This window comes from Pseudomonas sp. GNP013, assembly GCF_054343995.1.
In genome coordinates, this window is sequence record NZ_JBTGUT010000001.1 from 1,123,373 (window position 1) to 1,139,665 (window position 16,293).

General features: G+C 63.4%; 18 protein-coding genes. 3 read left to right on the forward strand and 15 right to left on the reverse strand.

Annotated elements, in window-relative coordinates:
* The first annotated feature begins 37 nt into the window (after positions 1-37).
* Positions 38-640 (forward strand): recombination mediator RecR, encoded by a 603-nt coding sequence (recR, locus tag ACXX81_RS05150; protein ID WP_003230421.1) that lies wholly within the window; start codon positions 38-40, stop codon positions 638-640.
* Positions 641-727: 87 nt separating this feature from the next.
* Here the strand turns inward: recR and ACXX81_RS05155 are convergent, their stop codons facing one another.
* Together ACXX81_RS05155 and fnr are read right to left on the reverse strand one after the other, a co-directional pair.
* Complete coding sequence (locus ACXX81_RS05155; protein ID WP_057009159.1) at positions 728-1,276, reverse strand: adenine phosphoribosyltransferase; 549 nt, start codon at positions 1,274-1,276, stop codon at positions 728-730.
* A gap of 78 nt (positions 1,277-1,354) precedes the next feature.
* A complete protein-coding gene (fnr, locus tag ACXX81_RS05160) occupies positions 1,355-2,089 on the reverse strand; it encodes a fumarate/nitrate reduction transcriptional regulator Fnr (RefSeq protein WP_003230424.1) in 735 nt (244 codons plus the stop codon).
* Between the two features lie 153 nt (positions 2,090-2,242).
* Between fnr and ACXX81_RS05165 the strand changes: the two genes are divergently transcribed.
* Complete coding sequence (locus tag ACXX81_RS05165) at positions 2,243-2,710, forward strand: hypothetical protein (protein WP_458571313.1); 468 nt, start codon at positions 2,243-2,245, stop codon at positions 2,708-2,710.
* A gap of 4 nt (positions 2,711-2,714) precedes the next feature.
* Here the strand turns inward: ACXX81_RS05165 and hemN are convergent, their stop codons facing one another.
* From hemN to ccoN, 12 genes are all read right to left on the reverse strand, one after another.
* Positions 2,715-4,097: an oxygen-independent coproporphyrinogen III oxidase gene (hemN, locus tag ACXX81_RS05170; protein ID WP_458571314.1), complete on the reverse strand. Its 1,383-nt coding sequence runs from the start codon at positions 4,095-4,097 to the stop codon at positions 2,715-2,717.
* A 102-nt stretch (positions 4,098-4,199) separates the two neighbouring features.
* The gene (locus ACXX81_RS05175; RefSeq protein WP_458571315.1) at positions 4,200-4,883 is read right to left on the reverse strand and encodes a sulfite exporter TauE/SafE family protein; all 684 of its coding nucleotides are present in this window, start codon (positions 4,881-4,883) and stop codon (positions 4,200-4,202) included.
* Positions 4,876-5,088: a cbb3-type cytochrome oxidase assembly protein CcoS gene (ccoS, locus tag ACXX81_RS05180; protein ID WP_209983638.1), complete on the reverse strand. Its 213-nt coding sequence runs from the start codon at positions 5,086-5,088 to the stop codon at positions 4,876-4,878. Before ccoS ends, ACXX81_RS05175 begins: the two co-directional genes overlap by 8 nt.
* Positions 5,089-5,090: 2 nt before the next feature.
* Positions 5,091-7,550 (reverse strand): heavy metal translocating P-type ATPase, encoded by a 2,460-nt coding sequence (locus ACXX81_RS05185; protein WP_458571316.1) that lies wholly within the window; start codon positions 7,548-7,550, stop codon positions 5,091-5,093.
* Positions 7,551-7,612: 62 nt separating this feature from the next.
* Positions 7,613-8,152, reverse strand: coding sequence for a FixH family protein (locus tag ACXX81_RS05190; RefSeq protein WP_209983635.1), 540 nt, complete (start codon positions 8,150-8,152; stop codon positions 7,613-7,615).
* 15 nt (positions 8,153-8,167) lie between these two features.
* Positions 8,168-9,571, reverse strand: coding sequence for a cytochrome c oxidase accessory protein CcoG (gene ccoG, locus ACXX81_RS05195; RefSeq protein ID WP_458571317.1), 1,404 nt, complete (start codon positions 9,569-9,571; stop codon positions 8,168-8,170).
* Between the two features lie 15 nt (positions 9,572-9,586).
* Positions 9,587-9,997 carry a type II toxin-antitoxin system VapC family toxin gene (locus tag ACXX81_RS05200; RefSeq protein WP_209983630.1) on the reverse strand — a complete coding sequence of 137 codons (411 nt, stop codon included), beginning with the start codon at positions 9,995-9,997 and terminating at the stop codon, positions 9,587-9,589.
* Complete coding sequence (locus tag ACXX81_RS05205; RefSeq protein ID WP_209983628.1) at positions 9,997-10,251, reverse strand: type II toxin-antitoxin system Phd/YefM family antitoxin; 255 nt, start codon at positions 10,249-10,251, stop codon at positions 9,997-9,999. Before ACXX81_RS05205 ends, ACXX81_RS05200 begins: the two co-directional genes overlap by 1 nt.
* A gap of 121 nt (positions 10,252-10,372) precedes the next feature.
* Positions 10,373-11,377, reverse strand: a complete 1,005-nt coding sequence (gene ccoP, locus ACXX81_RS05210) for a cytochrome-c oxidase, cbb3-type subunit III (RefSeq protein WP_458571318.1) — start codon at positions 11,375-11,377, stop codon at positions 10,373-10,375.
* On the reverse strand, positions 11,374-11,559 hold the full coding sequence (locus ACXX81_RS05215) for a cbb3-type cytochrome oxidase subunit 3 (RefSeq protein ID WP_209983624.1): 186 nt from the start codon (positions 11,557-11,559) through the stop codon (positions 11,374-11,376). Before ACXX81_RS05215 ends, ccoP begins: the two co-directional genes overlap by 4 nt.
* Before the next feature lie 4 nt (positions 11,560-11,563).
* Positions 11,564-12,172 carry a cytochrome-c oxidase, cbb3-type subunit II gene (ccoO, locus tag ACXX81_RS05220; protein ID WP_209983622.1) on the reverse strand — a complete coding sequence of 203 codons (609 nt, stop codon included), beginning with the start codon at positions 12,170-12,172 and terminating at the stop codon, positions 11,564-11,566.
* A complete protein-coding gene (gene ccoN / locus ACXX81_RS05225; RefSeq protein WP_231421502.1) occupies positions 12,172-13,614 on the reverse strand; it encodes a cytochrome-c oxidase, cbb3-type subunit I in 1,443 nt (480 codons plus the stop codon). The genes ccoO and ccoN overlap by 1 nt, the downstream gene beginning before the upstream one ends.
* 312 nt (positions 13,615-13,926) lie before the next feature.
* On the opposite strand from ccoN, the gene ACXX81_RS05230 reads away from it, so the two are divergent.
* Positions 13,927-14,619, forward strand: coding sequence for an alpha/beta family hydrolase (locus ACXX81_RS05230; protein ID WP_231421503.1), 693 nt, complete (start codon positions 13,927-13,929; stop codon positions 14,617-14,619).
* Between the two features lie 96 nt (positions 14,620-14,715).
* Here the strand turns inward: ACXX81_RS05230 and ACXX81_RS05235 are convergent, their stop codons facing one another.
* Entirely contained in the window at positions 14,716-16,281 is a 1,566-nt protein-coding gene (locus ACXX81_RS05235) for a methyl-accepting chemotaxis protein (protein ID WP_003230455.1), read from the reverse strand.
* Between the last annotated feature and the right edge of the window lie 12 nt (positions 16,282-16,293).

Consider the following 16,293-nt stretch of genomic DNA (forward strand, 5'->3'; position numbering starts at 1 on the left):
TAAACCGCGTCTCGTTGTTTTGTCGGACCCTTCGCCCATGAGCTTCAGCCCCCTGATTCGCCAACTGATCGACGGCCTGCGTACGTTGCCGGGCGTCGGCCAGAAAACCGCCCAGCGCATGGCGCTGCAATTGCTGGAGCGTGATCGCAGCGGTGGCATCCGCCTGGCCCAGGCCCTGAGCCAGGCCATGGAAGGCGTAGGCCATTGCCGTCAGTGCCGCACCCTCACCGAAGAAGAACTCTGCCCACAATGCGCCGACCCGCGCCGCGACGACACTTTGCTGTGCGTGGTGGAAGGGCCGATGGACGTCTACGCGGTGGAGCAGACCGGCTATCGCGGCCGTTACTTCGTGCTCAAGGGCCACCTGTCGCCGCTGGACGGCTTGGGGCCGGAAGCCATCGGCATTCCGCAACTAGTGACGCGGATCCAGGAGCAGGGCACGTTCACCGAAGTGATCCTGGCCACCAACCCGACCGTGGAAGGCGAGGCCACCGCGCATTACATCGCGCAGTTGCTGACCAACAAAGGCCTGATTACCTCGCGCATCGCCCACGGCGTGCCACTGGGTGGCGAGCTGGAACTGGTGGACGGCGGCACCCTCGCGCACTCGTTCGCCGGCCGCAAGCCCATCGCGCTCTAGGCAATACCGCAAGCCTCAAGGTGCACACCCAATAAAAATGTGGGAGGGAGCAAGCCCCCTCCCACATGTTGATTTGCGGCTTAACCGCTATTTTTCGGTCAATGCAAACTGCGTCAGGCAGAACGTGGGAATCCCCATGGCCTGCAAACGCTGCGACCCACCCAGCTCCGGCAAATCAATGATCGCCGCTGCTTCAAAGATCTGCGCGCCCATGCGTCGCACCAGGTTCGCTGCCGCAATCAGGGTGCCGCCGGTGGCGATCAGGTCATCGAACATCAGCACCGAGTCGCCTTCGCAGAGGCTGTCGGCGTGCACTTCCAGAAAAGCCTCGCCGTATTCGGTCTGGTAACCCTCGGCGAGCACGTCGGCCGGCAATTTGCCCTGCTTGCGGAACAGGATCAGCGGTTTGTTCAACTGGTAGGCGATGATCGAGCCGATCAGGAAACCGCGCGCATCCATTGCGCCGATGTGCGTGAAGTCAGCCTCGACGTAGCGCTGGGCAAAGGTATCGGCCACCAGGCGCAGAGCGCGGGGTGACTGGAACAGCGGCGTGATGTCACGGAAAATCACCCCAGGCTTGGGGAAGTCGATGACGGGGCGGATCAGGGATTTGATGTCGAACGAATCGAGGATCATCGTCGAGGGTCCTGGGAGGAAAACGGACGCGAAGTATACCTGCGGCGTCGCCGGTGCGCTTGGCCGCAGGTGTCTGGATCAGCCTTCCAGGGAGCCGCCGGCCAGCGCGCACAGCTGGATCGGGTCGAGGATGTGCACTTCCTTGCCCTCGGCGGCCAGCAATTGACTCTGTTGAAAACGCGTGAATACCCGGGACACGGTTTCCACCGCGAGGCCCAGGTAGTTGCCGATTTCATTGCGCGACATGCTCAGGCGGAACTGGTTGGCCGAGAACCCACGGGCGCGAAAGCGCGCCGAGAGGTTGACCAGGAAGGTGGCAATGCGCTCGTCGGCGGTTTTCTTCGACAGCAGCAACATCATCTGTTGATCGTCACGAATCTCGCGGCTCATCACGCGCATCAACTGGCGGCGCAGTTGCGGCAGTTGCAAGGCCAGTTCATCCAGGCGCTCGAAGGGGATTTCGCACACCGAGGTGGTCTCCATCGCCTGGGCCGACACCGGGTGCATCTCGGTGTCCATGCCTGACAGCCCGACCAGTTCGCTGGGCAGGTGAAATCCGGTGATCTGCTCTTCGCCGCTGCCGCTCAGGCTGAAGGTTTTCAACGCGCCCGAGCGGACTGCGTAGACGGAATCGAACCGGTCGCTCTGGCGAAACAGAAACTCGCCTTTCTTCAGCGGGCGCCCGCGTTTAACGATCTCGTCCAGCGCATCCATGTCTTCCAGATTCAACGAAAGTGGCAGGCAGAGGGGGGCCAGGCTGCAATCCTTGCAGTGAGCCTGGCTGTGAGCGCGCAGTTTGACTGGCTCAGGCATTTCTTAAATCCTTGTGGGAAATCACACATAAGACGTAAGGGTAACGCACCGAGGGTAGGTGAGGCCAGCGCGTACAAAACGGCGCCGACGCTATAAAGGTTCGTGTATCGGTGCCGATACAAAGGCCTATCTTATTCAATCAGGACCCGGATCATGTCTTCCATCGGTGGCCTCAATCCTTCCAGTGTGAACATTCCCACGGTGCCGGACCTCAGGAAAAACACGGCGGCAGAAGCGGCGCGCGACGACGAAAAACCTGTCAGTGAGACCAAGGTGACCGAGGGTGTGAGCGTGTCGATCTCCAATGCCGGCTTTCGTGCCGCCAAAACCGACTCGAACAAGGACATCGATGACAGCAGTCAGACCGACCCGGTCAAACAGCTACTGAAAATGATCCGCGAACTGAAAAAGCAGATCGCCGATAAGCAGGCCGAAGTCGCTGCCGCCCAGTCCGACAATTCGATGACACCCGAGGCGCGTCAGGCGCGGGTCGCCAACCTGCAGGCGAGCATCGCCACGTTGCAGGCCAGCCTGACCATGGTGCAGATGCAGTTGGGCAAGGCCATGAAGGACCAGCCTGCCGACGCGCAGATGGAAGCCATGAGCCTGGCGTCTAAGTAACGCTTCAGATCACCCGCGAAAACTGCTGCCGGTTCTGCTGCGCAAGGTAGGCATCGAAGAGCATGCACAGCGAGCGTACCAGCAGGCGCCCGGCCGGCAGTACGCGGATGCCCTGGGCGTCGAGCTTGATCAGGCCGTCGCTGGCCATGGTCTGCAACTGCGGCCACAGCGCGGCAAAATAGCCGCGAAAGTCGAGGGTGAACGCCCGCTCGATGCACTCGAACTCCAGCTGAAAATGGCAGATCAACTGCTGGATCACCTCGCGCCGCAGTCGATCATCCGGGGTGCACAGCAGCCCACGGCAGGTCGCCAGTTGCGCACCCGCCAGCACGTTCTGGTAGACGCCGAGGTCGCTGGTGTTCTGGCAGTACAGGTCGCCTATCTGACTGATCGCCGACACCCCCAGCCCAATCAAATCGCAGTGTCCGTGGGTGGTGTAGCCCTGGAAGTTGCGTTGCAGGGTGCCGTCTTCCTGGGCGCTGGCCAGTTCGTCGTCCGGCAGGGCGAAATGGTCCATGCCGATGTAGCGGTAGCCAGCCTGGGTCAACTGTTCGATGCTGGTTTGCAGCATCAACAGTTTGGCGGCCGGGGTGGGCAGGTCATCGCTGTTGATGCGCCGCTGGGGCATGAAGCGCTCCGGCAGGTGCGCGTAGTTGAACACCGACACGCGGTCCGGTTGCAGTCGGATGACTTCCTCCACGGTGTGGGCAAAACTCAGCGGCGACTGCTCGGGCAATCCATAGATCAAGTCGATATTGATCGAGCGAAACTGCAGGGTGCGTGCCGCGTCGATCACCGCGCGCGTTTGCTCCAGGCTTTGCAGGCGGTTGACCGCGCGCTGCACGTGCGGGTCGAGGTCCTGCAGGCCGATGCTCACCCGGTTGAACCCCAGCTCGCGCAGCAGGCCCATGGTTGCCCAATCGGCTTCGCGCGGGTCGATCTCGATGCCGTAGTCGCCCGAGTCGTCATCCAGCAGATGGAAGTGCCGGCGCAGGCTGCCCATCATCTGGCGCAGTTCGTCGTGGCTGAGAAAGGTCGGAGTGCCGCCGCCCAGATACAGCTGCTCCACCACCTGTTTTGGGCCGAGGTGGCAGGCCACCTTCTCGATCTCTTGCGTCAGGCTTTGCAGATAGGGCCTGGCGCGGCCACGGTCCTTGGTGATCACCTTGTTGCAGGCGCAGTAGTAGCAGATGTTTGCGCAGAACGGCACGTGCACATACAGCGACAGCGGTCGCGCGGCCTTGCGGCTGTCGTGCAGCGCGTGCAACAGCTCGAAGGCGCCGACCTGGTTGTGCCATTGCACGGCGGTGGGGTAGGACGTGTAGCGCGGCCCGGCGAGGTCGTAGCGGTGAATCAGATCGGTGTCCCAACAAATGGCGTCGAGCATGCGGGCGCTCCCCCGGATAGGCTGATGGGCGGAGTCTAGGGGCAGGGAGGGGCAGGCATGTTGATTTGCATCAACGGGGAGTGGCGCTGTGCCACAGGCTGACTAATGCCCCATCAGCCAGTGCTGGTGCGGGCCCGGCAGGGTCCAGAAGCCGAACAACATCACCAGCACGCCACCGGCCATGCGCACCCTGCGCCGGCGCAGTAATGCGGTGACCCGCTCCGCCGCCAGGCCTGTGGCCAGCAGCACAGGCCAAGTGCCCACGCCGAAAGCCAGCATCAGCAATGCGCTGTGGGCCGCATTGCCCTGGCTCGCTGCCCACAGCAAGGTGCTGTAGACCAGCCCGCACGGCAACCAGCCCCAGAGTGCGCCGAGCAGTAAGGCACGCGGCAGGCTCGACACTGGCAGCAGGTGGTTGGCCAGCGGCTGGATATGCCGCCATAGGCCACGGCCCAGGCTTTCGAGGCGGGTGAGGCCGCTCCACCAACCGGCGAGGTACAGGCCCATGCAGATCAGCAGTCCACCGGCCAGTACGCGCATGACCATCGCCGCAGGGCTGTTGGCCACCGCCCAGCCGGCCAGGCCGATGAGCAGTCCGGCGCAGGCATAGCTGAGGATGCGCCCCAGGTTGTACGCCAGCAGCAGGCGAAAACGGCGGTTGCGTTGCGCGCGGGGAATCGCCAGGGTCAGCGCACCCATCAGCCCGCCGCACATGCCCAGGCAATGGCCGCCACCCAGCAGGCCTAAGATCAGCGCGGAGATCAGCAGCGGCGCCAGGTCAAGCACGGGGCGGATCCCTGGGCGGTTGCTGCGGTGGATTGGCCTCGTCGATAGCGGCGAGGTGGTTCGCGTCCTGATCGTCGAACAGCACGCTGTGGGCCGGGCCGTCGAGGTCGTCGTACTGGCCGCTGTCCACTGCCCAGAAAAAGAGGTAGATCGCCGCGCCCACTAACAGCAGCGCCGCCGGAATCATTATGTAAAGAGCTGGCATCGCTACTCCAGGCCTGCGCGGCTCAGGCCGGCAACGGGCGGTTTGGCAACGGGCGTGAAGGGCGCCCCCGGCTGGCGTGTCAGGCGCAGGGCGTTGAGTACCACGGTCAACGAACTCACAGACATGCCGATTGCCGCCCAGAGCGGCGTGATCCAGCCCAGCGCGGCGAACGGCAGCATCAGGCCATTGTACAGACCGGCCCACAGCAGGTTTTCAATGATCACCCGGCGGGTCCGCCGTGCCAGGCTGAACGCCTGCACCAGAGCGTCCAGGCGGTTGTTCAGCAATACCGCGTCGGCGCTGGTTTTCGCCAGGTCCGTGGCCGAGCCCATGGCCACGCTGATATCGGCGGCGGCCAGTACGGGCACATCGTTGACACCGTCGCCGAGCATCAGCACCTTGCGACCCTGCGCGTGCAAGCGTTGCAGCACCTGCAACTTGTCATCCGGGCGCAGGCCGCCGTGGGCTTCGTCAATGCCCAACGCTGCGGCGACGCTGGCGACCATCGGCGAGCTGTCCCCCGACAGCAGCAGCGTGTGCCAGCCTCGTGCCTTGCACGCTGCGAGCAGCGCTGGCGCATCGCTGCGCAGGCGGTCGTCGAGCATGAACCATGCGAGCGCGCCGCTGCGGTCGCCCAAGAGCAGCCATTGCCCGGTTTGCTCCGGCGCGGCGGGCGGCGGGCAACCGCTGAGTTCACACACGTATGCAGGCTGGCCGATGCGCAGCAGGCGTTCACCCACACGACCTTCCAGCCCCAGGCCCGCGGCGCTGCGCACGTCAACGGCGGGCAGCGGCGCGCGGCCGAATGCGCGGGCAATCGGGTGCTCGGAGCGGTTTTCCAGGGCGGCGGCGAGGCCCAGGCATTGGTCGCTGTTCAGTTCGCCCAGAGGCCGGATGGCGTTGAGGGTCAGACGACCTTCGGTGAGGGTGCCGGTCTTGTCGAAAATCACCGTATCGATCTGGTTCAGGCCTTCGAGCACATGGCCGCGTGTCAGCAGCAGGCCGAGGCTGTGCAGCGTGCCGGTGGCGGCGGTGAGCGCCGTCGGCGTGGCCAGCGACAAGGCGCACGGGCAGGTCGCTACCAGCATCGCCAGCACGATCCAGAATGCCCGCGACGCGTCGAGCTGCCACCACAGCAGACCGATCATGGCGGCGGCGATCAATGAACCCAGCAGGAACCCCTGTGCGGCGCGGTCGGCCAGCTGCGCCAGGCGTGGCTTTTCCGCCTGGGCGCGTTCCAGCAGGCGCACGATGGCGGACAGTTGGGTGTCGTGGCCCAGGGCGCGCACCTGCACGGTCAGCGCGCCGTCGACGTTGAGCGTGCCGGCCGTCACGCTGTCGCCGACTTGCCGGGGGTGCGGCAGGTACTCGCCGGTAAGCAGGGATTCATCGATGCTCGACTGGCCCTCGAGGATCACGCCGTCGGCCGGCAGCACCGCGCCGGGGTGCACCAGCACACGGTCGCCCAGGGCCAGCTCGGACAGCAGGATACGTTCGCTCTGGCCGTCATGCTTGAGGCGCAGGCACGAAGCGGGCAACAGGTTGACCAGTTGCGCGGTGGCGGCAGCGGTGCGCTCCCGGGCGCGACGTTCCAGGTAACGCCCGGCCAGCAGGAACAGCGCGAACATGCCCACCGCGTCGAAATACAACTCGCCTGTGCCGGTGACAGCGGTCCAGATGCCGGCCAGGTACGCGCCGCCAATCGCCAGGGATACCGACACGTCCATGGTCAGGTGGCGCGTGCGCAAATCGCGCATCGCGCCGTTGAAGAATGGCGCGCAGCTGTAGAACACGATGGGTGTGGTCAGGAACATCGCGACCCAGCGCAGGATCACGTGCAGCTCGGGGCTGAGGTCGACATTGAATTGCGGCCAGGTCGCCATGGTGGCCATCATTGCCTGGAACCACAGCAGGCCGGCGACGCCGAGTCGGCGCAGGGCCAGGCGGTTTTCCCCGGCCAGTTGCTCGGCGGCGCGGTCGGCCTGATACGGGTGGGCGGCGTAGCCGATATGGCGCAACTCACTGAGCAGCCGGCTCAGCGGCACTTGCTCGTCGGCCCAGCGCAGGTGCAGCCGGTGGTTGGACAGGTTCAGCCGCGCCTCGGCCACGGCGGGCAGGTGGCGCAGGTGTTTTTCGATCAGCCAGCCACAGGCCGCGCAACTGATGCCTTCCATCAGCAGGGTGGTTTCGGCCAGGTCGCCGTCGTGGCGCACGAAAGGTTTTTGCACATCGGCGCGGTCGTACAGCGCCAGCTCGTCCAGCCATTGCACCGGCAGGGTGTCGGGGTTGGCCGAGGCTTCGCTGCGGTGCTGGTAATAATGTTGCAGCCCACCGGCCACGATGGCTTCGGCCACAGCCTGGCAGCCCGGGCAACAGAGCTCGCGGCGCTCGCCAAGGATCATCGCGGTGAAGCGGCTGCCGGCTGGAACGGGCAGGGCGCAGTGGTAGCAGGGGCTGGTCATGGTTGGTATCTGGGGTGGCTGGGAGGGCCTCTGTGCGAGCATTTTGAGCGAGGCGTGCGTTTTTATTGCTTCAGCTCCTCGGCGCCCTGCAGCGGTTCATCACCCAGCAGCAGGTCCTTGTCGTGGCTGACGTCTTCTTCTTCGAAGAGGCGCCAGGTCTGGTTGCCTTCCACCCCCAGCAGTTCGACGAAGCGCCGGCCCTCGACCCTGTCGGTCACCTGGCCGATGTAGCGGCCCGGTTCGCTGTCGCTGCGGGTCAGGTTGATCCTGCGGTCCTTCTGCGGCTGGGTCGGGGAAATCAGGTTGAGTTGCAAGGTGTTCGGGTTGCTGTAGCCGGTGAGGCGCAGCTCGACTTCACCGGTCAGTTCGTCCAGGTGCAGCTTGCCGCGCAGTTGCAGGGTCTGGGCCAGGCGTTCACGGTCCAGGGCGCGGTTGATGCCCTTGCCGGCCTCGTAGTAATTGTCGTTGACCAGGTTGTCCGGGTTGTTCACCGCAATGGTCACCATGGACAGGGTCAGCGTCACCGAACAGGCCAGGATCGCAATGATGATCCAGGGCCAGAGGTGCTTGTACCAGGGGCTTGCGGCAGTGGCTGGGGGCATGGTTCGGTTCTCTGGTTATCGAACGGGCGGGCCGATGAATCGGCTGCCGGCTTCAATCCGGACGCCGACGTCATCGACGTCCGTCAGGATGAATGTCACTTCGTTGGTGCTCGACGGCAACTGCTGCGGCGCGCTCGACAGGCCTACCGGCAGGCTGACGGTATCACCGGCGGCCACCCTGATTTCACGCCGGCCTTGCAGCTTGAGGTCGGGCAGGCCAGTGGCGCTGAGCAGGTAGAGGTGGTCGCGCTGGTCCTTGTTCATGATCTTCAGGCTGTAGACGTTTTCGATGCGGCCTTCGGCGTCTTCGCGGAACAGCACACGGTCCTTGCTCACATCCAGGCTCACCAGCGGACGCAGGAGGAATGCCGCCACCAGCAGGCTGATCATCGCCAGCAACGCCCCTGCGTAACCGATCAGGCGCGGGCGCAGTGTGTGGGTTTTCTGCCCGGACAGGTTGTGCTCGGTGGTGTAGCTGATCAGCCCGCGCGGATAGTCCATCCTGTCCATGACGCTGTCGCAGGCGTCGATACAGGCGGCGCAGCCGATGCATTCGATTTGCAGGCCGTCGCGGATGTCGATACCGGTAGGGCACACCTGCACGCACATCGTGCAGTCGATGCAATCGCCCAGGCCCTGGGCCCTGTGGTCGCTGTCTTTTTTGCGCGGGCCACGCACTTCGCCACGGCGCGGGTCGTAGGACACGATCAGGGTGTCCTTGTCGAACATCACGCTCTGAAAGCGCGCATAAGGGCACATGTAGATGCACACCTGCTCGCGCAACCAGCCGGCATTGGCGTAGGTGGCAAGGGTGAAGAAACCGACCCAGAAATACGCCCAGCCATCGGCTTGGCCGCTGAAGAACTCCACCACCAGCTCTCGGATCGGCGAGAAGTAACCGACGAAGGTCAGGCCGGTAGCCAGGCCGATCAACAACCACAGCGTGTGCTTGGCCAACTTGCGCAGACATTTGCTGGCGCTCATCGGCGCCTGGTCCAGCTTGATGCGTTGGTTGCGGTCGCCCTCGGTGATTTTTTCGCACCACATGAACATCCACGTCCACACGCTTTGTGGGCAGGTATAGCCGCACCACACGCGCCCGGCGTACACGGTGATGAAGAACAGGCCAAACGCCGCGACGATCAGGATGCCCGACAGCAGGATGAAATCCTGGGGCCAGTAGGTGGCGCCAAAAATGAAGAACTTGCGCTCCGGCAGGTTCCACCACACCGCCTGATGGCCACCCCAATCGAGCCACACCGTGCCGAAATACAGCAGCAGCAATGCGCCGCCGCCGAGCATGCGCACAGTGCGAAACAGGCCGGTGAACGCGCGCGTGTAGATCTTCTCTCGTGACGCGTAGAGATCAACGGTTTTCCCGGGCGGGGTGACGTCATGTACCGGTATCTGGTCGCTCATCATGGCATCGGCCGGTCATTGGTCCCATGGATTGATCAGTGGAACGCCGCTGGATTGGAAGTCACTGATGTTACGGGTGACCACCGTGAGTCCATGTACCAATGCAGTCGCGGCAATCAATGCATCACTCTCGTTGGCCTGGTCAGGCACATGCAGGTTGGCGCAACGCAATGCCACGGCTGCGTCAACGGGCAGGATTCTGGCATCGAATGCCGGCATCACGTGGCGCTTGAGCCAGGTACGCAACACCTTGCCCTGCGCCGGGTCTCGTCGCTCCATGCGCAGTACGCCGGTTTCCAGCTCTTTTAAGGTGATCGCCGAGATGAACATGCGCGTAGCGATAATGCTTTTGGCCCAGGCGACCACGTTCGCGTCTGCCCGGGGTTTACGAAGTTCGGAGATGACATTGGTGTCGAGCAAATACATCAAGAGAGGTCCACAGGTCGATGAGTGATCACGGCGCGCCTGGTTTCGAGGTCGATATCGGCCGCTTCGGGCATCACCAACAGGTCAACGATATCGGCGTTGAGACCTGTCAGTTTCTGGTAGTCCTCAATGCTTAGCAGCACATGAGCAGGCTTGCCGCGATCGGTGATGAAAACCGGTCCCTGGCGGGCTGCTTTTTTGGCACCACTTGTGTCCTGATTGAATTCGCGGCTGGAGATCGTCGTGATAGTCATGGGGCATTCCCCTTTCTTGAAATTAATGTAGTCACGTTACTACTTTGGCTGTGTGACGAGCAAGCCCGAGGCTACCAGCGGTCTCTGTCCAGAGCAGAAAAAACACAGTCCTGCCCAGCGCTCACTGCGCGGGGGCCTCGACGGACTTGGCGTGCTCCTCAGTCTTCTCATCCCCATGGGACAAGCTGTACACATACGCCGCCAGCACATGCACCTTGTCATTGCCCTGCAGTTGCTCCTGCGCCGGCATCTGGCCCTGGCGGCCATGGCGGATGGTTTGCTGCAACTGGGCGAAGCTTGATCCGTAGATGAATGCACCCGGGTGCGTCAGGTCCGGCGCGCCCATGGCGGGGTTGCCTTTGCCGGCCGGGCCGTGGCAGGCCGTGCAGGTGGCGGCGAACAGTTTCGCGCCATTGGCCACGTCGGCCCTGGTGCCTTCGGGCAGTGTGCGGCCGTCGAGGTTGCTCAGCACAAAACCTGCCACGTCGGCCACGCCTTGCTCGCCGATGACGGCGGCCCAGCCCGGCATCACCGCTTGGCGGCCTTTCAGGATGGACGCCTTGATGGCGTCAGGCGTGCCGCCCCAGCGCCAGTCGGCGTCGGCCAGGTTGGGGAAGCCGTAGGCGCCCTTGGCATCGGAACCGTGGCACACCGAGCAATTGGAGGCGAACAGGCGAGCGCCCATCTTCAAGGCCTTCGGGTCCCTGGCCACGTCCTCGATCGGCATCGCGGCGAATGTGGCAAAGATCGGGCCGAACTTCGCCTGCGACCGGGCCATTTCCTTTTCCCATTCATGCACGGAGGTCCAGCCGGTCTTGCCGTTGGCGAAGGGCGTCTGCCGGTCGTTGTCGAGGTAGTTGTAGCCCGGCAGCAGGCCCTGCCAATTGCCCAGGCCCGGGTACAGCGCCAGGTAACCGAGGGCGAAGACAAGGGTGCCGATGAACAGCATGAACCACCATTTGGGCAACGGGTTGTCGTACTCCTCGATGCCGTCGAACGAGTGACCGACGGTTTCCTCGGTCTGCTCGCTGCGCTGGCCCTTGCGGGTCGACAGCAGCAGCCAGGTGATGGCGAACAGAGTGCCCAGGCTGAGGACGCTGACGTAGAGGCTCCAGAACGTGCTCATTGCTTGTCATCCCTGGCGGCTTGCTCGACCTGCTGGAGCGCTTGCGGGTCGTCGGCGAAAGGCAGCAGGGTTGCCTCGTCAAACTCGGCCTTGCGCCGTGGGCTGAACACCCACAACGCCAGGCCGATGAAGGCCACCATCACCACCAGGGTGCCTAGGCCACGAATCATCCCGATATCCATGCGATCACCGTTTGCTCTTGATGAGGGTGCCCAGGCCTTGCAGGTAGGCCACCAGTGCGTCCATTTCGGTCTTGCCCTTGACGGCGGCGGCCGCGCCGGCGATGTCCTGGTCGGTGTAGGGCACGCCCAGGGTGCGCAGCACTTGCATCTTCTTCGCGGTGTCCTTGCCGTCGAGTATGTTTTCGACGAGAAACGGGTACGCCGGCATTTTCGATTCCGGCACCAGGTTGCGCGGGTTGTAGAGGTGCGCGCGGTGCCAGTCATCCGAGTAACGCCCGCCGACCCGCGCCAGGTCCGGCCCGGTGCGCTTGGAGCCCCACAGGAATGGGTGGTCCCACACGCTTTCGCCAGCCACCGAGTAATGGCCGTAACGTTCGGTTTCGGCGCGAAATGGACGGATCATCTGCGAGTGGCAACCCACGCAACCGTTGGCGATGTACACGTCACGCCCTTCCAGCTCCAGCGCGCTGCGCGGCTTCATGCCTTCGATGGGCTTGGTGGTCACGTCCTGGAAAAACAGCGGGACGATCTGGGTCAGCCCGCCGATGCTCACGGCAATGACCATGAAGAAGGCCAGCAGGCCGATATTCTTCTCGACGACGTCATGCTTCATCAGTGCGCTCCCGCAACGGCGATGGCGGCGGCGGCTTCGGCTTGCGCCGGGTCCGAGGCGCGCACGGTGCGCCAGACGTTGTAGGCCATCAGCAGCATGCCGCTGGCAAAGATCGCTCCACCCACGGCCCGCACGATATAGCCCGAATGGCTGGCCTGCAGCGTTTGCACGAAGGAGAAGGTGAGCGTGCCGTCATCGTTGATCGCCCGCCACATCAGGCCCTGGGTGATGCCGTTGACCCACATCGAGGCGATGTAGAGCACGGTGCCGATGGTGGCCAGCCAGAAGTGGCTGTTGATCAGCGCGATGCTGTGCATCTGCGTGCGGCCGTAGAGCCTGGGGATCATGTGGTAAAGCGAGCCGATGGAGATCATCGCCACCCAGCCCAGGGCACCGGCGTGGACATGGCCGATGGTCCAGTCGGTGTAGTGGGAGAGCGCGTTGACGGTCTTGATCGCCATCATCGGCCCCTCGAACGTCGACATGCCGTAGAACGCCAGCGACACCACCAGAAAGCGCAGGATCGGGTCGGTGCGCAGCTTATGCCAGGCGCCGGAGAGGGTCATCATGCCGTTGATCATGCCGCCCCAGCTGGGGGCCAGCAGGATGATCGACATCACCATGCCCAGGGACTGCGCCCAGTCGGGCAATGCGGTGTAGTGCAGGTGGTGGGGCCCCGCCCAGATGTACAGGGTGATCAGCGCCCAGAAATGCACGATGGACAGGCGATAGGAATAAATGGGGCGTTCGGCCTGCTTGGGCACGAAGTAGTACATCATCCCGAGGAAACCGGTGGTGAGGAAAAAGCCGACGGCGTTGTGCCCGTACCACCACTGGATCATCGCGTCTGTTGCGCCGGCATAGGCCGAGTAGGACTTGAACAGGCTGACCGGCAACGATGCGTGGTTGACGATGTGCAGCATCCCCGTCACCAGGATGAACGCACCGTAGAACCAGTTGGCAACGTAGATGTGCCGGGTCTTGCGCTTGACGATGGTGCCGAAGAACACCGTTGCGTAGGCCGCCCACACGATTGCCAGCAAAATCGCGATCGGCCATTCCAGTTCAGCGTATTCCTTGGTGGTGGTGTAGCCCAGCGGCAGGCTGACGATGGCGCCGATGATCACCGCTTGCCAGCCCCAGAAGGTGAATGCGGCGAGGCCGTCGCTGATCAGGCGCGCCTGGCAGGTTCGCTGCACCACGTAATAGGAGGTGGAGAACAACGCGCAGCCACCGAAGGCGAAGATCACCAGATTGGTGTGCAGCGGGCGCAGGCGACCGAAGGTGGTCCAGGGCAGGTCGAAGTTCAATTGCGGCCAGACCAGCTGCAAGGCGATGAATACGCCGAGCCCCATGCCGAGGATGCCCCAGACCACCGTCATGATGGCGAACTGACGGACGACCTTGTAGTTATAAGCAGTCGGGCTGATTGCTGTGCTCATGCCGGGGTTCCACGATTTAGTATTTTTATAGATAAAGCGGCCGCAGTATGGAGAAAGCGAGAGGCCATTGCAACGCACGTGATCACCGCCATCAACCAGGTTGAACGCCAGATTCTGCGGCTTTTCCGTGCTCAGTGTAGGGACAATATCCTAAATTGAAAGCTGATCAAGTGGACAGGAATATTTCCGGGCCTGTCCTGCACGCAAATCCGGCGTCGCAGGCGCGGTGTTGTGGGGGCCTCCAGGTGGTGACAGGCGGTACTTACACGGTAATGTTCATGAGCGACAGACCGATTGAATAGCGAGGCAAGCGTGGGCAAACAGCACAAGGCAAGTATTGACGGGGATCAGTGGGCACACTGTGTGCGGGAACGCGGCTGGTTGTGGGATGCCGCCGCTCAAGGCGCGTCAGGTGAGGCGGTCACATTGATGCTGGCCCATGGCGCCGGCGCGCCGATGGACTCCAGCTTCATGAACGACATGGCTGCACGCCTTGCCGGGCATGGCGTCAACGTATTGCGTTTCGAGTTTCCCTACATGGCCCAGCGTCGGCTGGACGGCGGCAAACGTCCGCCGAACCCGGCGCCGAAACTGCTGGAGGCTTGGCGGGAGGTGTATGCCGAGGTGCGACGCCATGTCGGCGGCAAACTGGCGATTGGCGGCAAGTCCATGGGCGGGCGCATGGCCAGTTTGCTGGCCGATGAATTGGCGGCCGACGGGCTGGTGTGTCTGGGGTATCCGTTCTATGCGGTGGGCAAGCCGGAGAAACCACGGGTCGAGCATTTGGCCGGGTTGAAGACGCCGAGCTTGATCGTGCAGGGCGAGCGCGATGCGCTGGGCAATCGGGCGGCGGTGGAGGGGTATGCGTTGTCGCCGAGCATCGAGGTGATGTGGCTGGCGGCGGCGGACCATGACTTGAAGCCGTTGAAGGCGTCGGGGTTCAGTCATGAGCAGCATCTGGAGGCTGCGGCGGTGAAGGTGGCTGAGTTTCTCGGTGGCTGTTAGGGCCTCATCGGGAGCAAGCCCCCTCCCACCTTTGATTGGGTTCACACATTTCCATTGGTGAACACTGTAAAGGTGGGGGCTTGCTCCCGATAGCGATTACCGGTTGAAACGCTCCACCAGCGAATACTGGGAATTGGCCGTATGGGTCAGCTCTTCGCTCAACTGCGCCGAGTTCATCGCCTGCTCCGAGGTCTGGTCCGCCAGCAACGCAATGGTGCTGATATTGCGGCTGATCTCCTCGGCCACCGAGCTTTGCTCTTCGGTCGCGGCGGCGATCTGGGTGGTCATGTCGGTGATGTGCGCCACCGCTTCGCTGATGCCGACCAGTGCCTGGTCCGCTTCCGTCACCCGCGTCACGCCTTCTTCGGCCTGACGGCGCCCGGCGTCCATGGTTTGCACGGCGGCGTTGGCGGTCTGTTGCAGCTTGGCGATCAGGGCATGGATCTGCCCGGTGGACTCGGTGGTGCGCTGCGCCAGTTGGCGCACTTCGTCAGCCACTACGGCAAACCCCCGGCCCATCTCACCGGCACGCGCCGCTTCAATGGCGGCGTTCAGTGCCAGCAGGTTGGTCTGGTCGGCAATGCCCTTGATCACGTCGACCACGCCGCCGATTTCATCGCTGTCCTTGGCCAACTGGGTCACGGTCACGCCGGTTTCGCCCACCGCCACCGACAGGCGCTGAATCGCCTCGCGGGTTTCCCCGGCGATGTCGCGACCGCGACCGGTCAGGCGATTGGCTTCCTGGGTCGCGTCCGCCGTGCGCTGCACGTGGCTGGCGACTTCCTGGGTGGTCGCCGCCATCTGGTTGACCGCCGTGGCCACCTGCTCGGTTTCCACGCGCTGGCGTTCCAGACCGCTGGAGCTGTTATGCGCATAGGTGTTGGATTGCAGCGCCTGAGCGTTCAAGTGTTCGGCAGTGTCCTGCAAGCGCGTAAGGCACGTCTTCAAACGGGCTTCCTGGCTGAGGATCGACATTTCCAGACGCGCCTGGGCGCCACGGCTGTCGGTGTACATCTGCGCGATCAACGGGTCTGAGGTGGTCTGCTCGGCCAGGCGCAGCAAGCGCTTGAGGCCGCGCTGCTGCCAGCGCAGGCCCAGCAGCCCCAACGGCACCGACAACCCGGCCGCCAGGGCGAAGCCCCAGTGGGAATTGAGCGATACGCCGATCATGAAGCTCAACTGGCTCACCAGGATGAACGGCAACCAGTCCTGCAACACCGGCAGCCATTTGTCGCGCCGCGGAATCGCCGACTTGCCCTGGTTGATGCGTTGATAAAGCGCTTCGGCGCGGCGGATCTGTTCGGCGGTGGGCTTGACGCGCACCGACTCGTAGCCGATCACCTGGCTGCCATCGAAGACCGGCGTCACATAGGCGTTGACCCAATAGTGATCGCCACTCTTGCAGCGGTTCTTGACGATGCCCATCCATGGCAGGCCTTGTTTGAGCGTGGTCCACATGTGCGCGAAGACGGCCGCCGGAACGTCCGGGTGACGCACCAGGTTGTGCGGTGCGCGCATCAGTTCGTCATGGCTGAACCCACTGATTTCGACGAAAGCGTCGTTGCAGTAGGTGATAACCCCTTTGGCATCTGTGGTGGAGATCAACCGTTGCTGGGCAGGGAAGGTACGTTCGCGCTGGGTAACGGGCTGGTTATTACGCATGGCAGTTCAATC